Below are 22,175 nucleotides of genomic sequence, written 5' to 3' on the forward strand. Positions count from 1 at the left end.
ACATTAACATATGAAACACTTTATTCCCCCCTTTGTTAGGTAATTTTAGGATGGCGTTTACTTCACTTCAAATCCTTATACTATGGATAAAAAAACAATACGCGACGCTTACAAAACCTATTGGCTGGAAAATGGTAAAAAGCCGGTATCGGTATACACTTTCTGCCAGCAGCTAAACATCACAGAAACAGCTTTTTATGATAATTACTCCGCTTTTGAAGCAGTGGACAAAGACATCTGGCTTTCGTTCTTTGAAGACACGCTGCATAAGCTGAAAGAAGATGAAACCTACCGCAATTACTCCGTGCGCGAAAAGTTGCTGACGTTTTATTTTGTGTGGGTACAGCAGCTGCGCGAAAACAGAAGCTTTATTCTTTTACAGAAAGAGCAATACCTCGCCCCCACCACGCACTTACGTAAGCTGGAAAACTTTCGCATTGCTTTTTACGACTACATACGGGAGTTATTAAAAGAAGGCTATCAAACGGGCGAGGTAAAAGAACGCAAATTTATATCCGATCAATATGTACATGGCTTCTGGCTACAGGCGCTATTTGTGCTTCGTTACTGGATAAAAGACAGCAGCGACCGTTTTGAAATGACAGACGCTGCTATAGAAAAAGCCGTGAACCTGAGCTTTCAATTCATCAGCTCTAACACACTGGACGGCCTATTAGACTTTGGAAAATTTATGTTTGCAGGGAAATAAGAAACGTGGCAATGAAAGAACAAACCAACATTCCTACCGGCAAGGTGGAACGTGCCGGCAAATTTGTAACCACCGGTTTAAAGGTAGGCACCAACTACCTGAAGCACTACAGCAAAAAGCTAATGAACCCTTCGCTCAGTAAGGAAGAGTTACATGCAGATAATGCAGAAGATATTTACGAAACCCTCAGCAACCTGAAAGGCAGTGCCTTAAAAGTAGCGCAGATGCTGAGTATGGATAAGGGCATGCTGCCCAAAGCTTATACCAACCGGTTTGCGATGTCGCAATACAGCGCTCCGCCTCTTTCCGGCCCGCTTGTCATTAACACGTTCGTAAAAACACTGGGTAAAACACCCAACCAGTTGTACGACAAATTTAATATGCAGGCTTCCAACGCCGCTTCCATAGGTCAGGTTCACAAAGCCGAGAAATGGAATAAAGCACTGGCTGTTAAAATACAGTACCCCGGCGTAGCCAATAGTGTGAAGTCAGACCTCCGCATTGTAAAGCCTTTTGCTATACGCATTGTAGGTATGAACGAAGTGGACATGGATAAGTATTTTGATGAAATAGAAGGCAAGCTATTAGAAGAAACCGACTATCAATTAGAACTCAAGCGTTCCATAGAAGCCTCTGCTCAATGCGCTCATATTCCTAACCTGGTATTTCCTGCCTATTACCCCGAGCTATCCAGTGACCGGATTATTACAATGGACTGGCTGCAAGGCTTTCATTTAAAGGAATTCCTGGAACATAATCCCTCACAGGAAATACGTAACGCTATTGGACAAGCCTTGTGGGATTTTTACCAGTTTCAGGTGCATGCTCTGAAAAGAGTACATGCCGACCCACACCCCGGCAACTTTCTCATGCGAGAAGATGGAACCGTTGCTGTGTTCGACTTTGGCTGTATCAAAGAAATCCCGGAAGACTTTTACATCAACTACTTCCTGCTTACCAATAAGGAAGTACTAAAGGATGAAGTAAGACGCAAAGAGATTTACACCAACCTGGAAATGATTCACCCCAGTGACACAGAAAAAGAAATCGTCTTCTTCTCAGGCCTGTTTCAGAAAATGATAGACCTGCTGACACTTCCTTTTACGGTGGACAGTTTTGATTTTGGCGATGAGATGTATTTTAGTGAAATATATGATTATGTAGATTACCTCTACAACCTGAAAGAAGTGCGGGAAAGTAAGGTGGCCAGGGGATCGAGACATTCCCTGTATATTAATCGCACTTACTTTGGCCTGTATTCTATTTTAAATGACCTGAAAGCAAATATCAATACCAGCCAGGCACGTATACAAAGTATGATTCACATATAATAAACTCCAACAAGTCACTTACATAGGGTCTGTACAGTGCTCCCCTTATGGAGCTTCGTACTATATGAAGGATATGCAAGTGCTGCTTTCGGGAACTAAAATACAACAGCTATCAGCTGCGCAACTCTAATATAAAATTTCCATTTTTTATCGATTTCGGCGTCAAATAGCTCAATTTACATTAATTGCGACAGTCAAATACTTTCAAAAATGAAAATTGAGTCAATATTTGTGATTTTGGCACTTTAGATTTTCTCCATAAGGTTGGTCCATCACGCCAGGGAGTTGCCTGAGCATTCCAGGGAACTCCCTGAAATGCCCGGAAGGTTGTGGCATCCTTTCAGGGAGTTCCCTGATTTGTCCGGAAGGTTGCCTGACCATTCCAGACAACTCCCTGAAATGGCCAGAAGGTTGTGGCATTCTTTCGGGGAGTTCCCTGATTTGCCCGGAAGGTTGTCTGACCATTCCAGGATACTCCCTGGAATGGTCAGAAGGTTGGAAAATTTGCCGCAAGAGTTCATGGATTTGCCCAATAAGTTGGTGCATGTGTCCGGCAAGTTCTGGGATTATTTCAGAAAACTTGTCCGGCAAATGCCGGAACTTGCTGGAAAGTCTGGCGAGTACTGGCATCTTATGCAAGTACTCTCTGGAATGATGCCAGTACTTTTGGAAGGCTTCTGAAAGTTCTTCCGGTAAACGCCGGAACTTCCGCAGCAGTTGCAAGTACTGGCTGGAAGCATGCTACAACCCTCTGACACGATGCGCGTGTTCTTGCGAGAGATCAAGAAGTTCAAAATTACCGGGTACGAAAAAGCCCCCTTACTTATCAGGTAAGTATGATTACTTCCCATTCAACATATTCAACAACAGCTGCTGTCCTACCACGTTAGCAGGATTGGTAGCCTGCGCATTAAAGGTGTTCATAGCCGCATTCTCTCCATCTCCTTCTGCCATGCTTTTGGATTTCACACCAGCGATACAGGAGGTAAAGTCCAGCGTACTCAATATAATTTCCCCCCTGCCATGCCGGATGATACTTAAAGCGGAATATACTTCCTGCTTATGATCGGACACACAACCTACCACTGTTTCTCCATTCAACATACGCATGCCTGAACGGCTTTTGTTATAAGCAGCAAAACACTGATACTCCCAATTGAACACACATGCCTGGGGCAAACCTGCAAACAATGGATGTTCTTTTACGAAGAAGTTGCCACCATACCAGGTTACACCCAGGGGTTGAGTTCCCCTGTAGTCTATCACCTCTTTCTTAGACAGGAAGGTTGCCCAGTTTTCTGCACCGCCGGCAATTACAAGGGTATTGCCATTATTTACCCATTCCAATATATCTGTTACCAGTTGATTACCCTGCAGTGTGGCAAGCCCGCTCACTACCATTACATTACCAGCCGGTCTGCCAGATTGATAAGATGTGTACGGAACGCCAATAGAATGGAAATATTGTTGAAATAGCCCGGAGGTGTCGGCCACCACCAGTTTATCTGTAACTTTTGTAGCATTCAGCTTCACCGCAAATACCTGGTCATCCCCTGTAGCCACCTGTTTTTGCTGCTGACGTAACACAGCTTTAATAGTAGTGTATCCAGCTTTATTTATGGGTATCTCTACTCCCTTTAACAGTAATTGACCGTATGTAACACCGCCTACAATGGCAACATTGGCGGTTTTAGTAAAAGTAGCAGAACCATCGGATGCTGTAGCGGTTATCTCCAATGTGGCCTCCCCTTTTACATCCTTTTCATTCACGATGAAAAAGTCGGCAGTGACAGCATTGCCTGTGGCTACTACTTTATGGTTTAGTTTTACCGCCACATACAGCGGCTGGTTATAACGCGCAATCAATTCCGCATCTCCTTTCAGATTGCGATAATTGTCTACTATGCCGGAGTGATTTTCCAGTTTCATACTTTCCCAGCCATTCACCGCATAACCGTCATTTACATTATTAATACGTACGTTTTCTATTACCCGGCCCTGGTAATAATAAGCCACGTTACCCATTTGGCGTGTAAGGCTATCTACATTGGGAAATGCTTTGGTAAAACCACGGGCTTTCAAAAAAGTATCATATGCATCGTACCATTTCAGATAAGCATCGGTTTCCCATCCCTGGTCTTTGCCTGTTTTCAGAATCTCTTCCTTTATTAGCTGTAAGCGTGGCGGCGCGCCAATAGCACCCTCTTCACCCCAATAAACAATTTCATCTTTATGATCGGTGTATTTAATATACTTATCCGGGCCGGAATACACATTATCATGATATACACCCGGCCCACCGGCATGATGCTGATCAAACCAACCGTAGTTGTAAAAAGTAGTATCGTAGGGTAACAGATGCCTTTTGTATTTAGGGTCAGGTTCGTTTATTTTAATAGCGCCATTGCAGGAGTTATAGGTCATAATACGGGAAGGATCTAAACTATGCCCTGCCCTCATTTCTATATCATCCTGTAATTGTGGTTGAGCACCCCGTTCGTTGTGCATGTTATAAATAACCAACGAAGGATGGCTGCGGTCGCGGCGTATCATACGCAACAGCTTTTCCGTACGTACTGCCAGGTAATAAGCGGTTTGTTTCTTTTCGAGGTCGTTTTTGGGAGTAAACAGCTGATCGGGATACTGATTGCCACCCGGCTCTTCAAAATACAACAAGCCCAATTCATCCGCCACGTTTAACACATTGGTTTGCCCGATGGTGCGATGAAAATTCAGCATGTTCAAACCCAGACGCTTGGCATCAGCTACCTGCTTATAAGCCAATTGATTGGAAGGTGCTATGCCATTCACAGGCCAGAAGCCCCACGAAATGGAAGTTCGCAACACGATACGTTTATTATTGAGATAAAACTGATTATCGCCATTCACGTTCCGCACTTCCAGCCAGCGAAATCCAAACCGCCGTGTATCTTTATCAGTAGTACCGTTTACACCCCGCCACTGTACACTTACCTCATATAAATCAGGATGATCCACGTCCCATAGTTTTGCTTTGGGCACATAGGCGTCTATTTCAATAGTATGGGTTCCGGCAGCAATAGAAGTAGCTTTCGTTTGCGTAAACAGCACCTCCTTTGTTTTGATATCTGACACTTTTATATCGTAGCTACCGCTAACAGAAGTTGCCCCTACATTTTCTGCGGTTATCTCAAAAGTGGCGGCATATACATCCGGCTTGTTCTTTACAAAAATGTCGCTGATAAAAACGGCATCTGTAGCCTGTAACCACACCTTACCAGTGATGCCCCCAAACCCATGGCTTGGTTGGGTACGATATTCGCCCCACATAAAATTCTGACTATCCCGCCAATCAAAATTGCCGTTAGGGTCAGTAATACGTACCGCTATTTCATTCACCGCGCCAGGAGTAACCGCGCTGGTGATATCTACATCAAAAGGAGTACTGTTCACCAAATCGTACCCCACCAGTTTTTGATTCACAAACACCTCGGCCCGGAAACGGACGCTTTCAAACTTCAAAACCACATGTTTATTTTTAAAAGTAGCAGGCACCATTATTTTAGTGGTAAACCACGATACCCCAAGGTAATTGCCCGAAACACCAAAAGCATTCCCATTCTTTCCCCAATAATATTGCTCCACCGTGGCTGGTAAATGAACAGTTTTGGAGGAGCCGGTAGCAAGCGTTTTCCATCCGCCTGTAGGTATGTTTACAGGTATAGACTGGATATGAACGGGTGGCGTATACAGGGAATCGTTCTGCCATTTAGCCGCAGTATCCAGCCATAAACTCCAATTATTGCCAGACAGGTCCATTACCGTTCGTCCGGTTTGCGCTGCTGCTTTACTAAAAAATAAGCCACTGAAAAATGCCAGCCCTGACAAGAGCGACCTGAAAGGAAATTCCATAAGCAAACTTTATATGTACAATCAATCGTAGCCTGTTCAATAAGTCATATATCCAGGCAAATGTATTAGCAGGAAGAACTCCGGCAGTTTAAATATTAACGGAATAGGTTTAAATTCTGTCAAATAAGCACCATCTGCGGTAAAAAGCGTTACGAAAGCAGTCAGTTTTTCTAAAAAACTGACGAAAATCATATGCCGGTTAACAACCGTCATTTTAAGAGGATATTCAGGACTCTATTTTCGCCGCATGATCAATCTAACCAGTGCCATGGAGGAGTCGGTAAGACCCACTCCTATTAACAAAGAAGTAGTATGGGATAAGTCGAAGATTTTGATGAGCAAAACAGATCCCTACGGCGTTATTGAATATGCCAACGATGCTTTCATTGAAGTATCAGGTTATGAAGAACATGAATTGGTGGGCAAACCCCATAATATTGTTCGTCACCCCGATATGCCCCGCGTTATTTTTAAAGTGCTGTGGGATTACCTGAAAAAAGGAAAGAACATTCATGCCATTGTAAAAAACATGAGTAGTAGCGGACGCTTCTACTGGGTGATTACCGATTTTGATGTGAAGACAAACGAAAAGGGAATCATCACTAATTATTATGGCCGCCGTCGTGCTGCACCTATGGAAATTGTTCAAAGACACATTGAACCTTTGTATGAAAAGTTATTGCAGATAGAAACCGCTACCGGCATAGCAGCCAGCGAAAAATACCTGGTAGGCTACCTGGAAGATATTGGCAAGAGCTACAATGAGTTTATTGAGGATATTATTACGGACGGACAACCACGTACAGACAAACAGCCTATTGAGAAGAAAGGCTTTTTCACGAAATTCTTTGGACGTTAATATAAAACATTCGCCATACCCTGTATTGACAATGCAACAGGGTATGGCGAATGCTACTACAAATCGATAGTAATAGATTCCCCCCAGACTATAGGAGAATTCTTAGAAGCTTTTTTATTCCAGAGACATTCCCGCACCGTCAGCTTTTTCTTATGGGGATCAATAGAGATCAACTGGAAGGATAATTTCTTTTCTTCCTTTGCCGACACCCTGCCTTTCATCGGAGAATCTACACGGAATACCGGAAGTGATACATCATTATCCGGGCCTTTGTAGGTATAAAATTCGTTGGCATTTTCATGACCATGAAAGTAGGCTTTGATATTCGGGTGCCTTTTGATAAATGCAGCAAACGCCCGCTCCTCTATCAGATCCTGGGGCTTTCCATCTAGTAGTGTAGTATCCTGCAGGTATTCCGGCATCAGGTTTTCAAACTTGTCTTTTGCGTTGATAGTATGCGGGATATGCGGGTTAGTAAAGTGTTTGGGTTCTCCCTGTGGCGGCACATGTACAAACAGCAACACCGGGGTTGATGGGCTCACGCTTTTCAAATCCTGTTCCATCCAAACCCGTGTTACAGAATCAGCCCATAAACAAAGGAACATACAATGCACACCCGCAATGTTTCGCGAGTAATTGACTTTATCGGTGTTGTAATTAAAATCAGCAAGCGTTTTAGGCTGCGCAGGATGCATCATCAGGTTATAGATGTTCACCATAGAGGTGGCATCGGTAGCAGGTTGTAAGTTTTTATAATGCCCTACCGCATTGGAAGCATCATGGTTGCCCGGAGTTAACAGCACCACTGTTTTCTCTTGTTGACGGTTATAAGTAGTAAGCCCGGTAAGATAATCATGCTGAAACTGCTGCCACGAGGCAGTGGCACTTTGTATGGGATACTCCTGCCTGTTGGCTATATCTCCCGTTACCACCAGATAGTCAATAGCCCCTACCTGTTGCTTCGCCCCTACGCCTCCATCTTTAGGCAACACCAGTGATGGCAGCGTATTCATTTTCTTCAGCATCACCGCATTTACCTGGTAGCTGGGAACATCCTCTTTTCCTTCGAATGTTTTCCGGGCAATGCCATAGTGCAGATCCGACACATAAGCTATCTGCACCATGGCATCCTTTTTACCCGTTTGCGCCTGTACACCAGTAAACAGGGAAAAACAAGTAACTATCAGCCAACTCCAACCTTTTACGCCATATTTCATGTGATCACCCTTTCTGAATAATGAGAATTACGCAAAGCTCACAGAAGCGGTTCATGAAAACGTAACAGGGCTGTGAATTAACCATTTCGTAACTTCTGTTACCGCGGCAAAGACATCCACTCAATCCACCACTTCACCGGTAAGGTTGCGCAACACTGATAAAAATACCCATCAATATTTTGCAACAGAATTGCAATAAACATACATTTGCAAAAGAGTTGCAAAAAAGAAGTTACCCTTTCGCTAACCCCTTCTTGCTGCACATCATTTCTATTTACATCATTAAACAACAAACAATGACTAGCGTTTTTCGTTCCAGAAACGTACTGGCCCTTTATGTCCTTTTAGTATTCACTATTATCAGCTGCAAGAAAGAGTATGCGATAAATGGGTATGTAGCGCCCGTTTCGCTTCCTGACTCTATTACAGCCGTATATGGTGATACCCTCCGGTTTGCCCTACCGGACGATTATGCCCGCAATGCAGGCATCACCCTTTCCCTGCAACTGAATACGCCCAACCAGAAGGTACAGGCTACCGATTCGCTGGACGCGCTGATACGTAAGGCTATTGTGTTAACCTCTCAGCAAATGACCATCAGAACCGGCCTGTTATATCCCAACAATATGTATTCTGCTACTTACGGGAACAGGCTTCCGGATACCTATGATATAACGTTACTGGTAGCCACCAGCAATGGTTTAAAGGGCGTGAGTAAAAGCTTTAAACTGAAAGTGCTGCCTGCATCACTGGGCATTAAAGAGATCAACAGCACCGATAACATTCCCTATGGTTACAGCCTGTATAGTGATGCGGGGGTGAAATATACCGTAGACTTTTCAGGCACCGATACCAGCAAAGCCACCCTGGAACTGTTTCAAAACGGACGGGAAGACAGCAACGTATGGCTATCGGGCAACCAGGTGGTGATTAATGCCGCTGCCGGCGATCCGGCTAAAAAAGCGGAATGGACTTATGACCTTATCCCTTCCCTGAGCAAGGATGGTTACACCATCGCCCGCAAGCAGTTCAGGGCCGTATTGCTGCCTAAACCGAAGTTCTTTTATGGTACTTACTATGCCGATTATGACTTATCTGTGATCACTAACCGTGTGGTGATTGGCCTGGGCAATGCGTATACTTCACCCGCTCCTGCTTTCAATCCTGCCAAATACAAAGGCAGTTTCCGGATAAGCAGTATTACTAAAGATGGTGCGGATTTTACCGATACCGGCAAGTTGTTTAGTGTCAACAGCAGCACCGGGGCGGTTTCAGTAGCCAGTAACAGCACACTTACTATCGGTAATTATTCTTTAACGGTGGAAGCCATCACTACCAATGATATTAGCCTTACAGCCACCTTTACACTGGTAATGGAATAATTATCCATACGGCAATGGTGTTACCGTAACAAAGCAGCACCGGTTGGGGCTGCTTTGTTGTTTATAAAGTCCTGTATAAATAATGTATACCATAGAAGCGATCGAAGAAAACTACCTTATGATAACCCAAACAGGCGGCGCAGACTACTTTTGCTATAGGCTGCTTTAGGTACTTTACCGGAACGGATAGCTCCTTTTCCTTCTAATGATATAACCGAAGTTTTTAAACGATGCTTTTCGGAAAGCTCTTCCAACGCTGCATCCATATCCTCCACATTCAGGCTTATAGCGATACCCGCCTTGGCTCCCTGGTCAATAATACGGGCCAGTACCCTGCCGGAAGATTCTTTTTCGATGAGTAAACTTTCAAATTCCTTCAACGCATCTTTGAGGGCTACTACGGGTTGCAACTGTACCCCGATGTTCAATAAAGGCCATTTGTAAAAAACACCATGTTCGTTTTCACTCCACAATTCTGGATTTGGCTCTGCCATACAAAACAGTAATTTGGTGCAAATATAAAGGCCGTTCTTCATTCTGCGAGCAGACTGCCGTTAGTTATACATCCGGCAGCAGGAAAAGTAAATCACCCGGTAGTGGCATTCTCACTAAACTTCGGGGTTTTCTCCGATTTCCACCTTGGTCACCCCATTGCTTTTGGAAAGGTATTTCAGTAAAGCTTTCAAAAACACCGGGCCTGCCGAACCGGTATCTATCTCTAGTATCAGTCGGTTTTCCTGCACTTTACCTCTCACACTATGCACTACACCATCATCACCGCCTTTTTTCTCCGACTTTACATTAAAAGCTGCTACTACATCATATATTCCCTGTAGCAAATCGTCCGCTCTGGTGTTATCTTTCAGCCAAATCGTCATCTCCATATCCATATGCAAACGATGAATCACCAGTTCGTAACCGGGATTCTTTAGCCGGAAAGGCAATTCTTCTTTGGGATGTAGTTGTTGATGATATAACAACGGATCCATCCCTTCCAACCAAAACTCAATATCCACACAGTCAATATCTGTATCCTCCATAGCATAGATTCTGCCCGAAGCCGATTTCCAGGCTACCATAACCGGGTTCCAGTTATGACTGATATAAATGTTGGCATTGTACCTGGAAACTTCCCCCGGTGTAAAAGTTAACATGGGCGGATACCCTTCCGGGGCACGCATAGGCAGGTTTAATTCTATCAGCTTATTTACTTTTATACCGGTATGTAGCTCAAAATACCGCGTCAATTGCTGATCCAAACAGGTGGCGAAAGTTATCGAAACTTCTATTTCATGATTTCGCTTGAAATTCCAGCAGTGGTATTCTACATTTTTAAGTAATGTTTTATGATCCAGGGTAGCATTCAATAAATCCATGGTAAAGCAGTTTTGGGGTTCTCTTCTTTAGTCTGAAAAAATAAGCATATCCCTATACATATAAGCATCTTTTTTAGCAAAACGCTCCCATTACTGCATCAGCCATACCTTCTATTTTATACAAACCTCAACTACGATTACCCGTTTTAGCCTGGCGTACGGCCGCTTCTTTGGTCAATTTATACACCACACTTACACGCAATCGCGCCCCGTTAAAACGGCTCATGGTATTCAGCAGATAATCCTTTTTCTCCATACGCGTATAGTAACGCCGGGTATCCAAGATATTGGTTGCATCTGCCACCAGGGAAAGCCGGTCGCTCCATAGTTTTTTATTCAAACCCATATCTACCCAATACAAGGAGCGGGTTACACTTTGCGCGGCAGGGTCTGTACCCCTGGCATTACAGCGCACCTGCATTCCTATACCGTAAGGCAACTTTACCTGCGCGCTTATACGTCCACTGCAATTAAAGCCATTGTAGGCAAAATCAAATCCATCGTACTGGCCCGATTGCCGGAAATAAAACAAATTGCCATCCATACTTAGCTGTAATGCAGATACAGCGCTGTATTGCATGGTTAATTCCAGTCCCACACGACTTTCCCCGGAAATATTCACCGGCATAGTAATAAAAACACCATGAGCATTACGCCAGGTATATTCAGCAAACGGCGACATAGTATGCTGATAAAACAAGGTGGGATTAACGGTAAATTTCCCGCTACGTCTCAGCAATCCCAGTTCGCATAAGGAAGTATAAGAAGGATTCAGTTGCGGGTTGCCTGTGTAGCGTGAAGTTATATCTGTAAGCTCTGCAAAGGGTGATAACTGTGCCAAAGCAGGTCTGCTGATACGGCTGCTATAATGCACCTGAAGAGTTGTTATCTCATTCACACTATAGTCAATATGCAGAGAAGGAAAAACACGCAGGTAATTTTTATGTTCTTCATATACTTCACCAGCCCCTCTGAGGCCAATAGCCGTATATTCCAGGCGTATACCTGCCAGGTAATTCCATTTACCACGCTTATGGTTACCCTGCAGGTAAGCTCCCTGTATGTGCTCCCGGTAGCGTATACCACTATTCATACCATCATACACTTTGTAGCCGCTATCCTGCTGTTGCTCGGCCAGGAAATCGTAGCGTACATTCCGGGCTTCTGTTTTAATACCTGCTTCCAGACGGCTGCTGGTACCCAGTGGCTGCACCCAATCTGTTTGTAACAGTAAATCATGGCTGGCATTATCATTATTCGTACGCATAGCCGGGTAAGCCACACGCTCCGGGTAAATTTTACCTGTGAACAGCTGCCAGTTTTTACGGCTGTTCCACCAGTCATACTGCACATCCACCGTCCATTTTCGTCCGGACTGGTTAAACAACCGTGTATAATTATATTCCAGCTGATTGTAATTACGATGTTCCCATGATTCCCCTTCGCGTTGCCGTATACTATCTGTCACCTCGTGGTAATAATGGTAATCCAGCCAGGTTTTATCGTGGTCATGTGTACCATTCCATAAATAAGCCAGCGTCATCGTTTGCTTATCCGTTAGCCGGTAATCCATCCCGGTATACAACATTTTACCATCGTCGTGCCTGTTCTCTTTTTGATCCATCGCTAAAGTATAGGCAGGTGTAACCTGTTCAGAAGCATACAATCCCCGGTAATCAGATTTGCGGATGCCCAGTGTAGAAAAGAAGTTGAAACGGTCTGATTGATAGTTAAGGCTGGGATTGAAACGGGTATCGTTCGGGAAACCTGCGGTTATCTGCACCTGTCCGTTAAAACCTGCTTTATGGTTCTTTTTCAGAATGATATTGATGATACCTGTAGCACCAGCAGCATCGTAACGGGCAGAGGGGCTGGTAATCACTTCAATCCTTTCTATCTGTGCCGCCTGTAACTGTTCCAGCATGTTGCCCTGGGTTAAACCTGACCGGCGGCCGTTAATCAGTACCGTTACCCCAGGGTTTCCGCGCAACAGCACCTGCCCCTGCGGACTTACACTTACCGAAGGCAGTCCGTTTAATACATCACTGGCACTACCGTTTTGCGATAGTATGTCTTTTCCCACTTCAAACACCTTTTTATCCGGCAGTAGTGTTAACGCATTTTTGCGGCCCGTAACCACCACACCGGGCAACAGGTTTTTACCTGTCATTACCTGCTGGCTATCAGGCAGTGCACGTTTAACCGTATCAGTTTGGGCATAGTTTCTGTTAGCCACCAGGCAACAAAGAATGAGCATTAGGTATGTTTTTATGGGTTTCATGTAACAAGAATAAAACAACAGTAACAGGCAGTTTCTATCTCTTCCGTCAACTGCACTATCCTCTTGTGAACAACATGAAAACCTTCCCGTTTCCACTTACATTTACAATATGCAAATACGGCTGCTTTTCTGTTTTGTAATAATATTCGCTTCATGTAACCAGGAAATAAGGTATACCACCGCTGACCCACATGTTGAAACCACTGGTGGTAACCGGTTTCATGCGCAGATACCTCTGGATATACAGGAGAAAAAATTCACTACCCCACTAGGTGTGGAAATGCATGGCTTTGGCGCATTTGAAGTATACTGGGATAGTTACCGGCTGGGCCAAAACGGTACCCCGGCATTAGATGGCCGCCCCGAAGTACCAGGTACTGAAACCAGCTATTACCAGGTACCTGATAGTCTCTCAGGCCTTGGCCATCACCTGGTAACCGTTAAGGGCACGCAAGCTTTTTTGCCACAGGAATACCAACGGATTGCGGCCAAGCCCGATAGCTATCTGAAAATGCTGCAACGGCCATTGAAAAACCTATCCATGGTAAACCTGATGGCCGGGGCTTTTTTAATGGCCGCGTTCTATTATGCCTTCCTGTACTTTAACAGTCATTCAAAAACAGGCACCACTATTCTGTTTGCCCTTATTTGTTTGTTGTTTTTTTTGCTGCTAACAGCAGAATACATCAAATTTTATGTAAACATTCCCTATACATCTTTCTATACCCGGCTTTCTATTATAGGGTGGCTTACTTTTGCTACTGCTGTATTAACGCCACTGTATTTTGCCATTCACTATCGCACCCCCTACATTACTGCCATTACGCTTTTACTGATAATAACATTACTGGTAGTGCACGGCATATACTACGAACAATACGACTATACCGCTCATATGTATAGTATTGTGTTATGGTTTGCATCTGTGCTTATTTTATTATACAACCTTATAAAAAAACAGAAAAGCGCCTTGCTCATGCTGACGGGTTTTGGTCTTTCTATGATTGTGCATCAGTATATCTTTTACGATTATGGATTATACATTTCATTTACCATCATCCTGCTATTCATTCTGTACCTGCAAACTGTTAGTGCACGTCAACTGGAACAGGCACATCAATCTTCCCAGCTATTATCAGCACGCCTGCAGCTGGAACTGGTGAAGAAAAATATTCAACCTCATTTTTTGCGCAATACGCTTACCTCTCTTATTGATTGGGTGGAAGATTCACCAGCAGAAGGCGTTCTTTTTATCAAGGCTTTATCCGATGAATTTGACAGTATGCTGGAAATGTCAAACGAAACACTGGTGCTTATTCAACAGGAAATAACCTTATGCAAACAACACATTGCTATTATGCAATACCGGAAAGAAGTAAGCTACACCTGGGAAGATGCTGATATAGACCCTACAGAAACGATTCCCCCGGCCGTTTTACTTACGCTGGTAGAAAATGGCATTACGCATAGCATACCGGTGAATAACTGCATCCGGTTTGTATTACATTTTCACCGAACCGCCACCGGCAAAGAGTATATACTGGAAACCTATGGAGAAAACAGGAAAACAATCAAAAAAGCAGGCGGCAATGGCTTTCGTTATATACAGGCCAGGCTAACAGAAAGCTATGGCACCCAATGGCAATTCAGTTCTCACCCTTTTCCCGGCGGATGGCGGAATACCATTCATTTGCCATTATGAACATACTAATACTGGAAGATGAAATGCGCATAGCCCGCAGGCTTACCCGCATGACCAAACAATATTTTGAATACCAGCCGGCTCATATTGAGCTGTGCGACGCCCTGCCAAAAGGTTTGGCCTACCTGGAAAAGCACCCGGTAGACCTGTTGTTACTGGATTTGAACCTGAATGGAGAAGATGGCTTTGATGTGTTACAGGCCATGGTATCCCGCTCTTTTCACACCATTATTGTATCGGCCCATACCGATAAAGCCATTACTGCTTTTGCTTATGGTGTATTGGATTTTGTGCCCAAACCGTTTGATGTCCCGCGTTTGTTTAAAGCTTTTGACCGCTTACGTAACACCACACCTGCGCCGGAACAAGCGCTGCAACACCTGGCCGTACGCACAGCAGGTACGCTTAAACTGATACCGCTGGCCAGTGTGCAACGCATTACAGGAGCTGGTAACTATTCAGAACTGTTGTTATTCAATGGCCACACCGAGCTGCACGACAAAAGCCTGGACACCCTGGAACAACTGCTGCCCCACGATCAGTTTGTGCGCATACACCGCTCGTACATTACGCGGTGGCAGGATTGTGAAAAGCTGCTGATTGAACCCGGAGGCAGGTATTCACTGCAATTGAAAAACGGGGAGCTATTACCGGTTGGGCGATCCCGGTATAAAGAATTGCGTAACCAGTTGGGGTAAAGAAAGTTTCCCACTGTAACAGGAAACAGGAAACAGTTGTGCTACAACAGAAAGCTGGAACGCCGATAAAGAAATTAGTAGCAGGAAATAAATGAAAGCAACAAAAACAAACCAAAGGTGCCTGATTTACGTTCTTATGGACAAAATATATGAAGAGATTCCTGCCCTTTTTTGTTGTGCCTTTTTTGTTTGCCTGTAAAAAAAACAATGATGATGCAGTTAACCCGAAACCTGATGTTGTATTCTGGGGCCTTACCTCTAACAACCAGCTTATCCGGTATAATACCAGTGCCACACAAAGCCCTATTGAAACAGTAGCAGTTTCCGGCTTAACCAGCGGTGAAAAATTAATGAGCATTGATTTCAGACCCTCCACCGGACAATTATATGCGCTGGGCAATAGTAGCAGGTTGTATACCATTAACCTGGGGGCAAACAAGGGCGTTGCTACAGCATTAGGTACAGCAGCATTTTCACCTGCCGTTAGCGGTACTATCGCTTCTATTGACTTCAACCCCACAGTGGACAGAATCAGACTGGTAACAAATACAGGACAAAATTTGCGATTGCATCCCGAAACCGGGGCTGTAGCAGCTACAGATATCGCCATTAACGGTGTTACAGGAGCCTCTGTAACCGGTGTGGCTTATACCAACAGTATTTCCGGCGCTGTTACTACCAGTTTATTTGACATTGATGTTACCAACAAAAAACTATACAAGCAAAGTCCACCTAATGATGGCAAGCTCGTTGAAGTAGGTAGTATTACTGCCAGTTTTACCGGTCAGGCAGGTTTTGATATCAATGCAGACAATAGCAGCATATTAGCTGCATTTACTACATCAGATGGAACTACAAAAATGTATACACTGGACACAGCCAATGCCAACACTGCGTTCATTGGCACTACGTCCACATCATTAATAGATATCGCCATCCCCACCAACGCAGTGGCCTATGCTGTTAGCGATGCACAGGCCCTTCAGATTTTTAATCCACTTACCAACACACAGATTACCAGTAAAACAATTGCCGGTTTAGGCGTTGGCGAGTTTATTGCAGGTATTGATTTCAGACCAGCTAATGGCCAGTTGTATGGCATTTCGCTTACATCAACCGGAGATGTGGCCCGTATCTATACCTTTAACCTGGGCACTGGCGCGGTTACGGCTGTAGGTAGCACATTGAGTATTACCACCGGCACTACAGCTGTAGGATTCGATTTCAATCCAACGGTAGACAAAATAAGACTGGTAACCAACCTTGGGCAAAACATGCGTCTGAACCCTGCCGATGCAACTATCGCGGGATCTGATGTGGCACTGAATCCTGGCACCCCTGCTGTAACCGGAGCTGCCTATACCAATAGTTTTGCCGGTGCTACTACTACCACTCTGTTTGTATTAAACAGCACCAGATTATTTAAACAAGACCCTCCCAATAATGGTTTGCTTACTGACATAGGCCCATTAGGTATTACTGCCGAAAGTCAAAGCGGGTTTGATATAGGAGGAACATCTAACCAGGGATATGCTTTATTGACTTCCGGAGGTACTACGAAATTATATACTGTAAATACTACTACCGGCGCTGCAGTTAGTGTACGTGAGTATCCTAATAAGATTACGGGTTTAGCCATTGGCGGCGGATTTTAACCCTTATTTATTTGAAGGCTCCTACCCGTTCAGGCCAGATAAAACAGTGAAGTGCTCACTAAGAAACGCCTCCAAAGTCATTGATTTTGGAGGCGTTTCCTTTGCTATGTAACGAGTATAGTAATGGGCAAGCGATTGAGTTAGAAAAACTGCCTGATATGCTCAATAATGGCATCGAGGTAGCTCAAATACCACGAATTATCCTACAAAAACCACAATTTAGCCATTGTCTTGCGCTGTTTCATTGCTTTCTTTTGTATAATTAACAGGTCGCTCTCTTGATAACCACTATCCAATCCGGCAGTATGATGATATTAATATTCTACACAGGAATCAGCGATGAACTTAGTAAAGCATTTATATCTCCCTTACTAAACCTGCTTGTTGGTAATGGTAACTGGTCTGTTGATCTGGACGATTGTGACAAAGTTCTACGGGTGGAATATAGCAATGATATTTCAGATAAAATTGTTCATACGCTTCATGCCTGCGGTTTTGATTGCACACCAGTGCCTGTTGTACTATAGTACCTCATACATAAATACAACGCTTCTATCGCAATAGCTTACAGGAAGAATCAATTCTGTTTTATATGTGCTTTCCACTGCTTAAAAACGCCCTCAAAAAACAGACTAACATCATTCCTCCGCTCACCAGCACAAACCTGAAAAATGGTACCGTCTTTCCTGGTAACACGTATATATGAACAATAAGTAAGTCCGGCATCATAAACAGTATCCAAAGACTTCACCTCTGTATACAATGCAGAAAATACCTTATTTTTTGAAGCATTGCCAGGATCTATCCAATAGCTTGCAATTCTTTTGTCGGTATAAAAATTCCCCGCATATTTATTTTCATATTCAGAATAAAACCTGATAACACATTCTTTCTCGTCAAGCAGGTGCAATGCCCGCATACGTTTAATATCAGTATTTTTCAGTTCATCACCTTTCATAACCCTGTTACAGGATGTTAGCATGAAAAGGGCGGTAACTAATAAATAAACAACTTTTATTTTACCCATTTACGTGTTTGAAAGATTATACATATCCTCACTATAGTATTAAACATCATCCAAAGTATACAAGTTTTTAATCGCATAAGAACAGAATCACTAAAACCGTGACAATTATTCATATACAAGCCGTATCAGTGAAACAGCCTGACGCGGCAACCGTACTTTGGTTGTAAGCTTTCCATTCTGAATAGTTACCTTTTCGGGTGATGACAACAACTGCAACTGCCCTGCTTTTTCCAGCGTAGCGTATTGCTCCGCTGTAGGTGCTTCCGGCGAGCCCATTTTTTTCCATACTTCGTAGGCGTTGCTGTGTTCCTGATCAATACGGTAATGATACAAGGTGGCTTTGCGGGTGGGAATATTGGTTAACTGCAACTCCACTTCCGCCTCTCCTTCTCTAATATCATCATCATGGTAATTCCACAGCATTACTGCTATAGACTTTTTATCTCTTGAAGCCAATGCATTCACATCCGTAAGTGGACCTCTTACACCTGAATCGATAATATTTTGCGCATTATAAGCCAGATTTCCGGATACAGCCAGCCTGTTACCTGTCATCATGCCCAGCATGCGAAATACATTCAATACCGGTTTGTCAATACCATTGGTGGCCAGTTCGCGGAAGCCGTAAAACCAGGGTTGGTTTTCGAATTCAAAAGACCAGTTTACAGCACCTATGATATTGGTACCATAAGCTTCATCTAAATCCATAATGCGGGCAATGGAAGCGGCAGTATAGCTGGAATACATGGTGCCGTTGCGGTAGGCGTTTTGCGGATCGGTTTTCATGCCACAGGCGGCGCAACCTTCGGGATCGCTTTCTCCTATGATAATGGGTATGTTTTTTATCTGTGGAAACGAGGATACGACTTTTAAATGCCTGTTTACATCTTTTAGCTGATGATCCATGCCCATGCGTACACGGCCATTGGTAAACACGGGTGAGCCTTTGGCGTGAAAGGCCAGGAAATCAAATGGTGCGCCTGTTTGGCCGGTGGCTTCGTTCTTTTCGTTAAGACAATGGTTGATGAACTTGCGCATGAATTCGCCTGCACCGCCTGTTACATGCGGGCCGCCTACTCTGGCAGTAGGTAAGGCTTTTTTTACCGTGGCAGAAGCGTAATCATACATTTTGCAATACACTTTAAACTTATCATCTACCATCAGGTAATAACCATCGGCTTCGTTCCATAATTCCCAGTACCAGCTTTCTACTTCTTTTTTGCCATAGCGTTGTATGCAGTGGGTTACCCATTGGTAAATGAGTTCACTCCACTTATTATAATCTTTGGGTGGATAGGCCCAGCCGGTGCAAATTTCTTTGTAGTTGCGGCCCGGCTGCCAGTAGTGGCGGTATGGCGTGGGATTAGTAGATAAAGCTTCGGGCATGAAACCAATCTGTGCCAGTGGTTTCATTTTGCGGGTGATGTAGGTATCGAATATGGAGTCTACGATTGTCCAGTTATAGATGGGGTTGCCATTGGCATCTTCTGTATACATGTTGGTGGAGCCCCATTTGAGTGCTGCGGAGCCGTCTCCGGTGTTCATCAGATTGTGGGCGCGTACATATACCGGCACCGGGCTTAATGCAGCCAGTTCAGAAAGTAGCTTGCGGCCATCTTTCATGTAAGTATAGTTGGGCTCATCATAACCAAACCAAGCCCAGATGGGTTTCAGGGCGGCTTTTTGCTGATTGGCATCGATAGTGATGGAAACAGGTTGTGGCTGGCTAAAGGCGGTTATAGTGGTAAAGCAACAAAGGACGAGCAATGGTTTGATATTCATGGGATGTTTTTGGCATTGGCAATATAAGCTTTTAAAGCTGTAATGATGGCGAACAATATGGCTATATAGGTGTAATTACCTGTATTACAGTATTCCTTACCAGAAAGGCCCGTGTATCATGAAAAGAATCGTACTCCTTTTATCGCTCATTTTACCTTGCATTTTACCCGCTCAAAATGATTCGTCCCGGCAAAAAGACAATAACCGGCAGGACAGTTTACTGATACAGAAATCGCAGCAGTTACAGCAGATAACAGCCTTACGTATTGCAGACTCGGTAAGAAAAGCGGAATTGGAGCAACAGATCAGTAGCCTTCATTTATCAGACAATCTGAAAAAGAATGAACTGCTACAGGAACTGGCTGCATTGCAAAAGAAGGATTCCATTCAACTGGCACAGCAGAAACAAAAGATTGATTCATTACGCAGATTTGTAAAGGGCGTTCCGGTTATCTTTTTCCAGGATACCATTATGGTGATATATGACAGGCAAGGCAGCTTTTCGCCCCGTGAACGTGCGGTGGCCATTGCAGATAGATTGGATAAGCTCGCACATGATTACTTTTTTCAGCCTGATTCTATTGCGGTGATGGCTTCTGATGCCACTACAGACCTGGTGTATAACGAGCTGGTGATTATGGGGATTTCCGAAAATGATGCTTTGTGGATGCAAATGCCGGCGGCTGAACTGGCACAACTATACAAAGTACGTATAAGCCAGCAGGTGAAAGCCTACCGGCAAGCTACCAGCTGGCAAACCATCGTCCGTGAAATAGCTTTATCTGTGCTGGTTATAGTGGTGGTAGTGTTTATCTTTTATGCTACCGGTAAAGGCCTGCGCTGGTTAAAGGGAAAGATTCATGCGGAAAAAGGAAAGCGGATTAAAGGAATCAGCATTAAAGGGTATAAAATATTCAATGAAGACAGAGCCGTTTCTTTTCTGTCTATTGCCGCTAATACCATCCGGTGGGTGATATTATTGATTGTACTGTATATTACGTTACTATTGCTGTTTGGAATATTTCCGTGGACACGCAAATTGGCCGATTCCTTACTCAGCTCTTTCCTTACGCCTTTACGCAAAATCGTAACCGGCACCTGGCATTACCTGCCTAACCTGGTAACCATTGCTGTTATCTGTTTTGTATTCCGGCTAGTATTAAAAGGTATTCGCTTTTTAAAAGAAGAAGTAGAAACAGGCGTATTGCGTTTGCCTGGTTTTTATGCTGACTGGGCGGCTCCTACTTACCAGATCATACGGGTTCTGGCACTGGCCTTTATGCTTATTGTTATCTTTCCTTATCTACCGGGTTCTAACTCTCCTGTATTCAAAGGTGTATCTGTGTTTATGGGTGTACTGTTCACCTTTGGTTCGGCAGGTGCGCTGGGGAATATTGTATCGGGTGTAGTGCTGACTTACATGCGGTCGTTTAAAATTGGAGACCGGGTAAAGATTGGAGATGTTACAGGTGATGTGATTGAAAAATCGTTACTGGTTACGCGGGTGCGTACTATTAAGAATGAAATCATTTCTATACCCAACGCTACCATTATGAATAGCCATACGGTGAACTATAGCAGCGATGCACCGGATAAAGGGCTGATTATTCATGCTACCGTAACGGTAGGCTATGATACACATTGGAGCAAGGTGCATGATTTGTTATTGAAATCTGCGGCTGCCACTCCGTTATTGGAAAATACACCACCACCTTTTGTGCTACAGGTGGCATTGGATGAATTTTATGTATCCTACGAAATCAATGCCTATACGAAGCATCCAAATAAGCAGGCAGGCATTTATTCTGATCTGTACCAAAGAATATTGGATTTGTCGGTGGATGCGGGTATTGAAATTATGTCGCCGCATTATTATGTGGTCAAGAATGGGCAGCAGCCAAATGAAAAATAAGCGAATTGTATTTTATAACCTTTATAACTGGCAGTAGCATTGCCGTTATGCTATTTTGGAGCTGTCTAAAAAGAATGTAATTCAATGATTTTTTGATTGTTCCCGAAAAAACGCATCCATTTCTCCCACCCGACGGGAGTTTCGTGCGTACTGCTGAGTCATTCCTCCCACCTGCTGACTCCTTCGTGCGTACTGACGGACCTTCCATCCGTACGGATGAGCCTTCAGAAAGTAAGAATAGCTCCTTTCTTCTTACTTCCTGCCTGTAGTGTAGTAACACCGTGTGCTGCTATAGATAGAATCTGCCCCTTTTTTGTGTATTCCGAACGCTCGTTCGTACGAATTCTTTATCG

The 22,175-nt window shown here is 44.0% G+C and carries 16 protein-coding genes; 9 read left to right on the plus strand and 7 right to left on the minus strand.

The features are described from left to right. The first annotated feature begins 82 nt into the window (after positions 1 to 82). Positions 83 to 709, plus strand: a complete 627-nt coding sequence (locus FLA_RS14470) for a TetR family transcriptional regulator C-terminal domain-containing protein (protein WP_076378112.1) — start codon at positions 83 to 85, stop codon at positions 707 to 709. An 11-nt stretch (positions 710 to 720) separates the two neighbouring features. Further along, on the plus strand, positions 721 to 2,040 hold the full coding sequence (locus tag FLA_RS14475; protein WP_076378110.1) for an ABC1 kinase family protein: 1,320 nt from the start codon (positions 721 to 723) through the stop codon (positions 2,038 to 2,040). A gap of 840 nt (positions 2,041 to 2,880) precedes the next feature. Here FLA_RS14475 and FLA_RS14485 read toward each other — a convergent pair. Beyond that, positions 2,881 to 5,931 carry a glycoside hydrolase family 2 protein gene (locus FLA_RS14485; RefSeq protein ID WP_076378106.1) on the minus strand — a complete coding sequence of 1,017 codons (3,051 nt, stop codon included), beginning with the start codon at positions 5,929 to 5,931 and terminating at the stop codon, positions 2,881 to 2,883. 247 nt (positions 5,932 to 6,178) lie between these two features. On the opposite strand from FLA_RS14485, the gene FLA_RS14490 reads away from it, so the two are divergent. Continuing rightward, the gene (locus tag FLA_RS14490; RefSeq protein WP_197705901.1) at positions 6,179 to 6,790 is read left to right on the plus strand and encodes a PAS domain-containing protein; all 612 of its coding nucleotides are present in this window, start codon (positions 6,179 to 6,181) and stop codon (positions 6,788 to 6,790) included. Positions 6,791 to 6,846: 56 nt separating this feature from the next. Here FLA_RS14490 and FLA_RS14495 read toward each other — a convergent pair whose 3' ends face one another. After that, the gene (locus FLA_RS14495) at positions 6,847 to 8,007 is read right to left on the minus strand and encodes a metallophosphoesterase family protein (protein WP_076378104.1); all 1,161 of its coding nucleotides are present in this window, start codon (positions 8,005 to 8,007) and stop codon (positions 6,847 to 6,849) included. A gap of 296 nt (positions 8,008 to 8,303) precedes the next feature. On the opposite strand from FLA_RS14495, the gene FLA_RS14500 reads away from it, so the two are divergent. Further along, on the plus strand, positions 8,304 to 9,389 hold the full coding sequence (locus tag FLA_RS14500; RefSeq protein ID WP_076378102.1) for a hypothetical protein: 1,086 nt from the start codon (positions 8,304 to 8,306) through the stop codon (positions 9,387 to 9,389). Between the two features lie 116 nt (positions 9,390 to 9,505). Here FLA_RS14500 and FLA_RS14505 read toward each other — a convergent pair whose 3' ends face one another. The 3 genes from FLA_RS14505 to FLA_RS14515 all read right to left on the minus strand — a co-directional run bounded on the left by FLA_RS14505 (position 9,506) and on the right by FLA_RS14515 (position 13,022). Further along, entirely contained in the window at positions 9,506 to 9,883 is a 378-nt protein-coding gene (locus tag FLA_RS14505; RefSeq protein ID WP_096511031.1) for a hypothetical protein, read from the minus strand. Positions 9,884 to 9,997: 114 nt separating this feature from the next. After that, positions 9,998 to 10,765, minus strand: a complete 768-nt coding sequence (locus FLA_RS14510) for a hypothetical protein (RefSeq protein WP_076378098.1) — start codon at positions 10,763 to 10,765, stop codon at positions 9,998 to 10,000. 127 nt (positions 10,766 to 10,892) lie between these two features. Next, complete coding sequence (locus FLA_RS14515) at positions 10,893 to 13,022, minus strand: outer membrane beta-barrel protein (protein ID WP_076378096.1); 2,130 nt, start codon at positions 13,020 to 13,022, stop codon at positions 10,893 to 10,895. A 133-nt stretch (positions 13,023 to 13,155) separates the two neighbouring features. Between FLA_RS14515 and FLA_RS14520 the strand changes: the two genes are divergently transcribed. From FLA_RS14520 to FLA_RS31180, 4 genes are all read left to right on the plus strand, one after another. Beyond that, complete coding sequence (locus FLA_RS14520) at positions 13,156 to 14,748, plus strand: histidine kinase (RefSeq protein WP_076378094.1); 1,593 nt, start codon at positions 13,156 to 13,158, stop codon at positions 14,746 to 14,748. Beyond that, positions 14,745 to 15,446 carry a LytR/AlgR family response regulator transcription factor gene (locus tag FLA_RS14525; protein ID WP_076378092.1) on the plus strand — a complete coding sequence of 234 codons (702 nt, stop codon included), beginning with the start codon at positions 14,745 to 14,747 and terminating at the stop codon, positions 15,444 to 15,446. Before FLA_RS14520 ends, FLA_RS14525 begins: the two co-directional genes overlap by 4 nt. A gap of 149 nt (positions 15,447 to 15,595) precedes the next feature. Then, positions 15,596 to 17,101, plus strand: coding sequence for a DUF4394 domain-containing protein (locus tag FLA_RS14530; RefSeq protein ID WP_076378090.1), 1,506 nt, complete (start codon positions 15,596 to 15,598; stop codon positions 17,099 to 17,101). A 305-nt stretch (positions 17,102 to 17,406) separates the two neighbouring features. Continuing rightward, positions 17,407 to 17,628, plus strand: a complete 222-nt coding sequence (locus FLA_RS31180; RefSeq protein ID WP_076378088.1) for a hypothetical protein — start codon at positions 17,407 to 17,409, stop codon at positions 17,626 to 17,628. Between the two features lie 50 nt (positions 17,629 to 17,678). Here FLA_RS31180 and FLA_RS14535 read toward each other — a convergent pair whose 3' ends face one another. Both FLA_RS14535 and FLA_RS14540 read right to left on the minus strand, forming a co-directional pair. Continuing rightward, on the minus strand, positions 17,679 to 18,128 hold the full coding sequence (locus tag FLA_RS14535) for a hypothetical protein (protein ID WP_144264005.1): 450 nt from the start codon (positions 18,126 to 18,128) through the stop codon (positions 17,679 to 17,681). Positions 18,129 to 18,233: 105 nt separating this feature from the next. Next, entirely contained in the window at positions 18,234 to 19,910 is a 1,677-nt protein-coding gene (locus tag FLA_RS14540) for a GH39 family glycosyl hydrolase (RefSeq protein WP_076378084.1), read from the minus strand. A gap of 118 nt (positions 19,911 to 20,028) precedes the next feature. Between FLA_RS14540 and FLA_RS14545 the strand changes: the two genes are divergently transcribed. Continuing rightward, the gene (locus FLA_RS14545; RefSeq protein WP_076378082.1) at positions 20,029 to 21,822 is read left to right on the plus strand and encodes a mechanosensitive ion channel family protein; all 1,794 of its coding nucleotides are present in this window, start codon (positions 20,029 to 20,031) and stop codon (positions 21,820 to 21,822) included. The last annotated feature ends 353 nt before the right edge of the window (positions 21,823 to 22,175 follow it).

Source organism: Filimonas lacunae, assembly GCF_002355595.1.
GTDB lineage: Bacteria > Bacteroidota > Bacteroidia > Chitinophagales > Chitinophagaceae > Filimonas > Filimonas lacunae.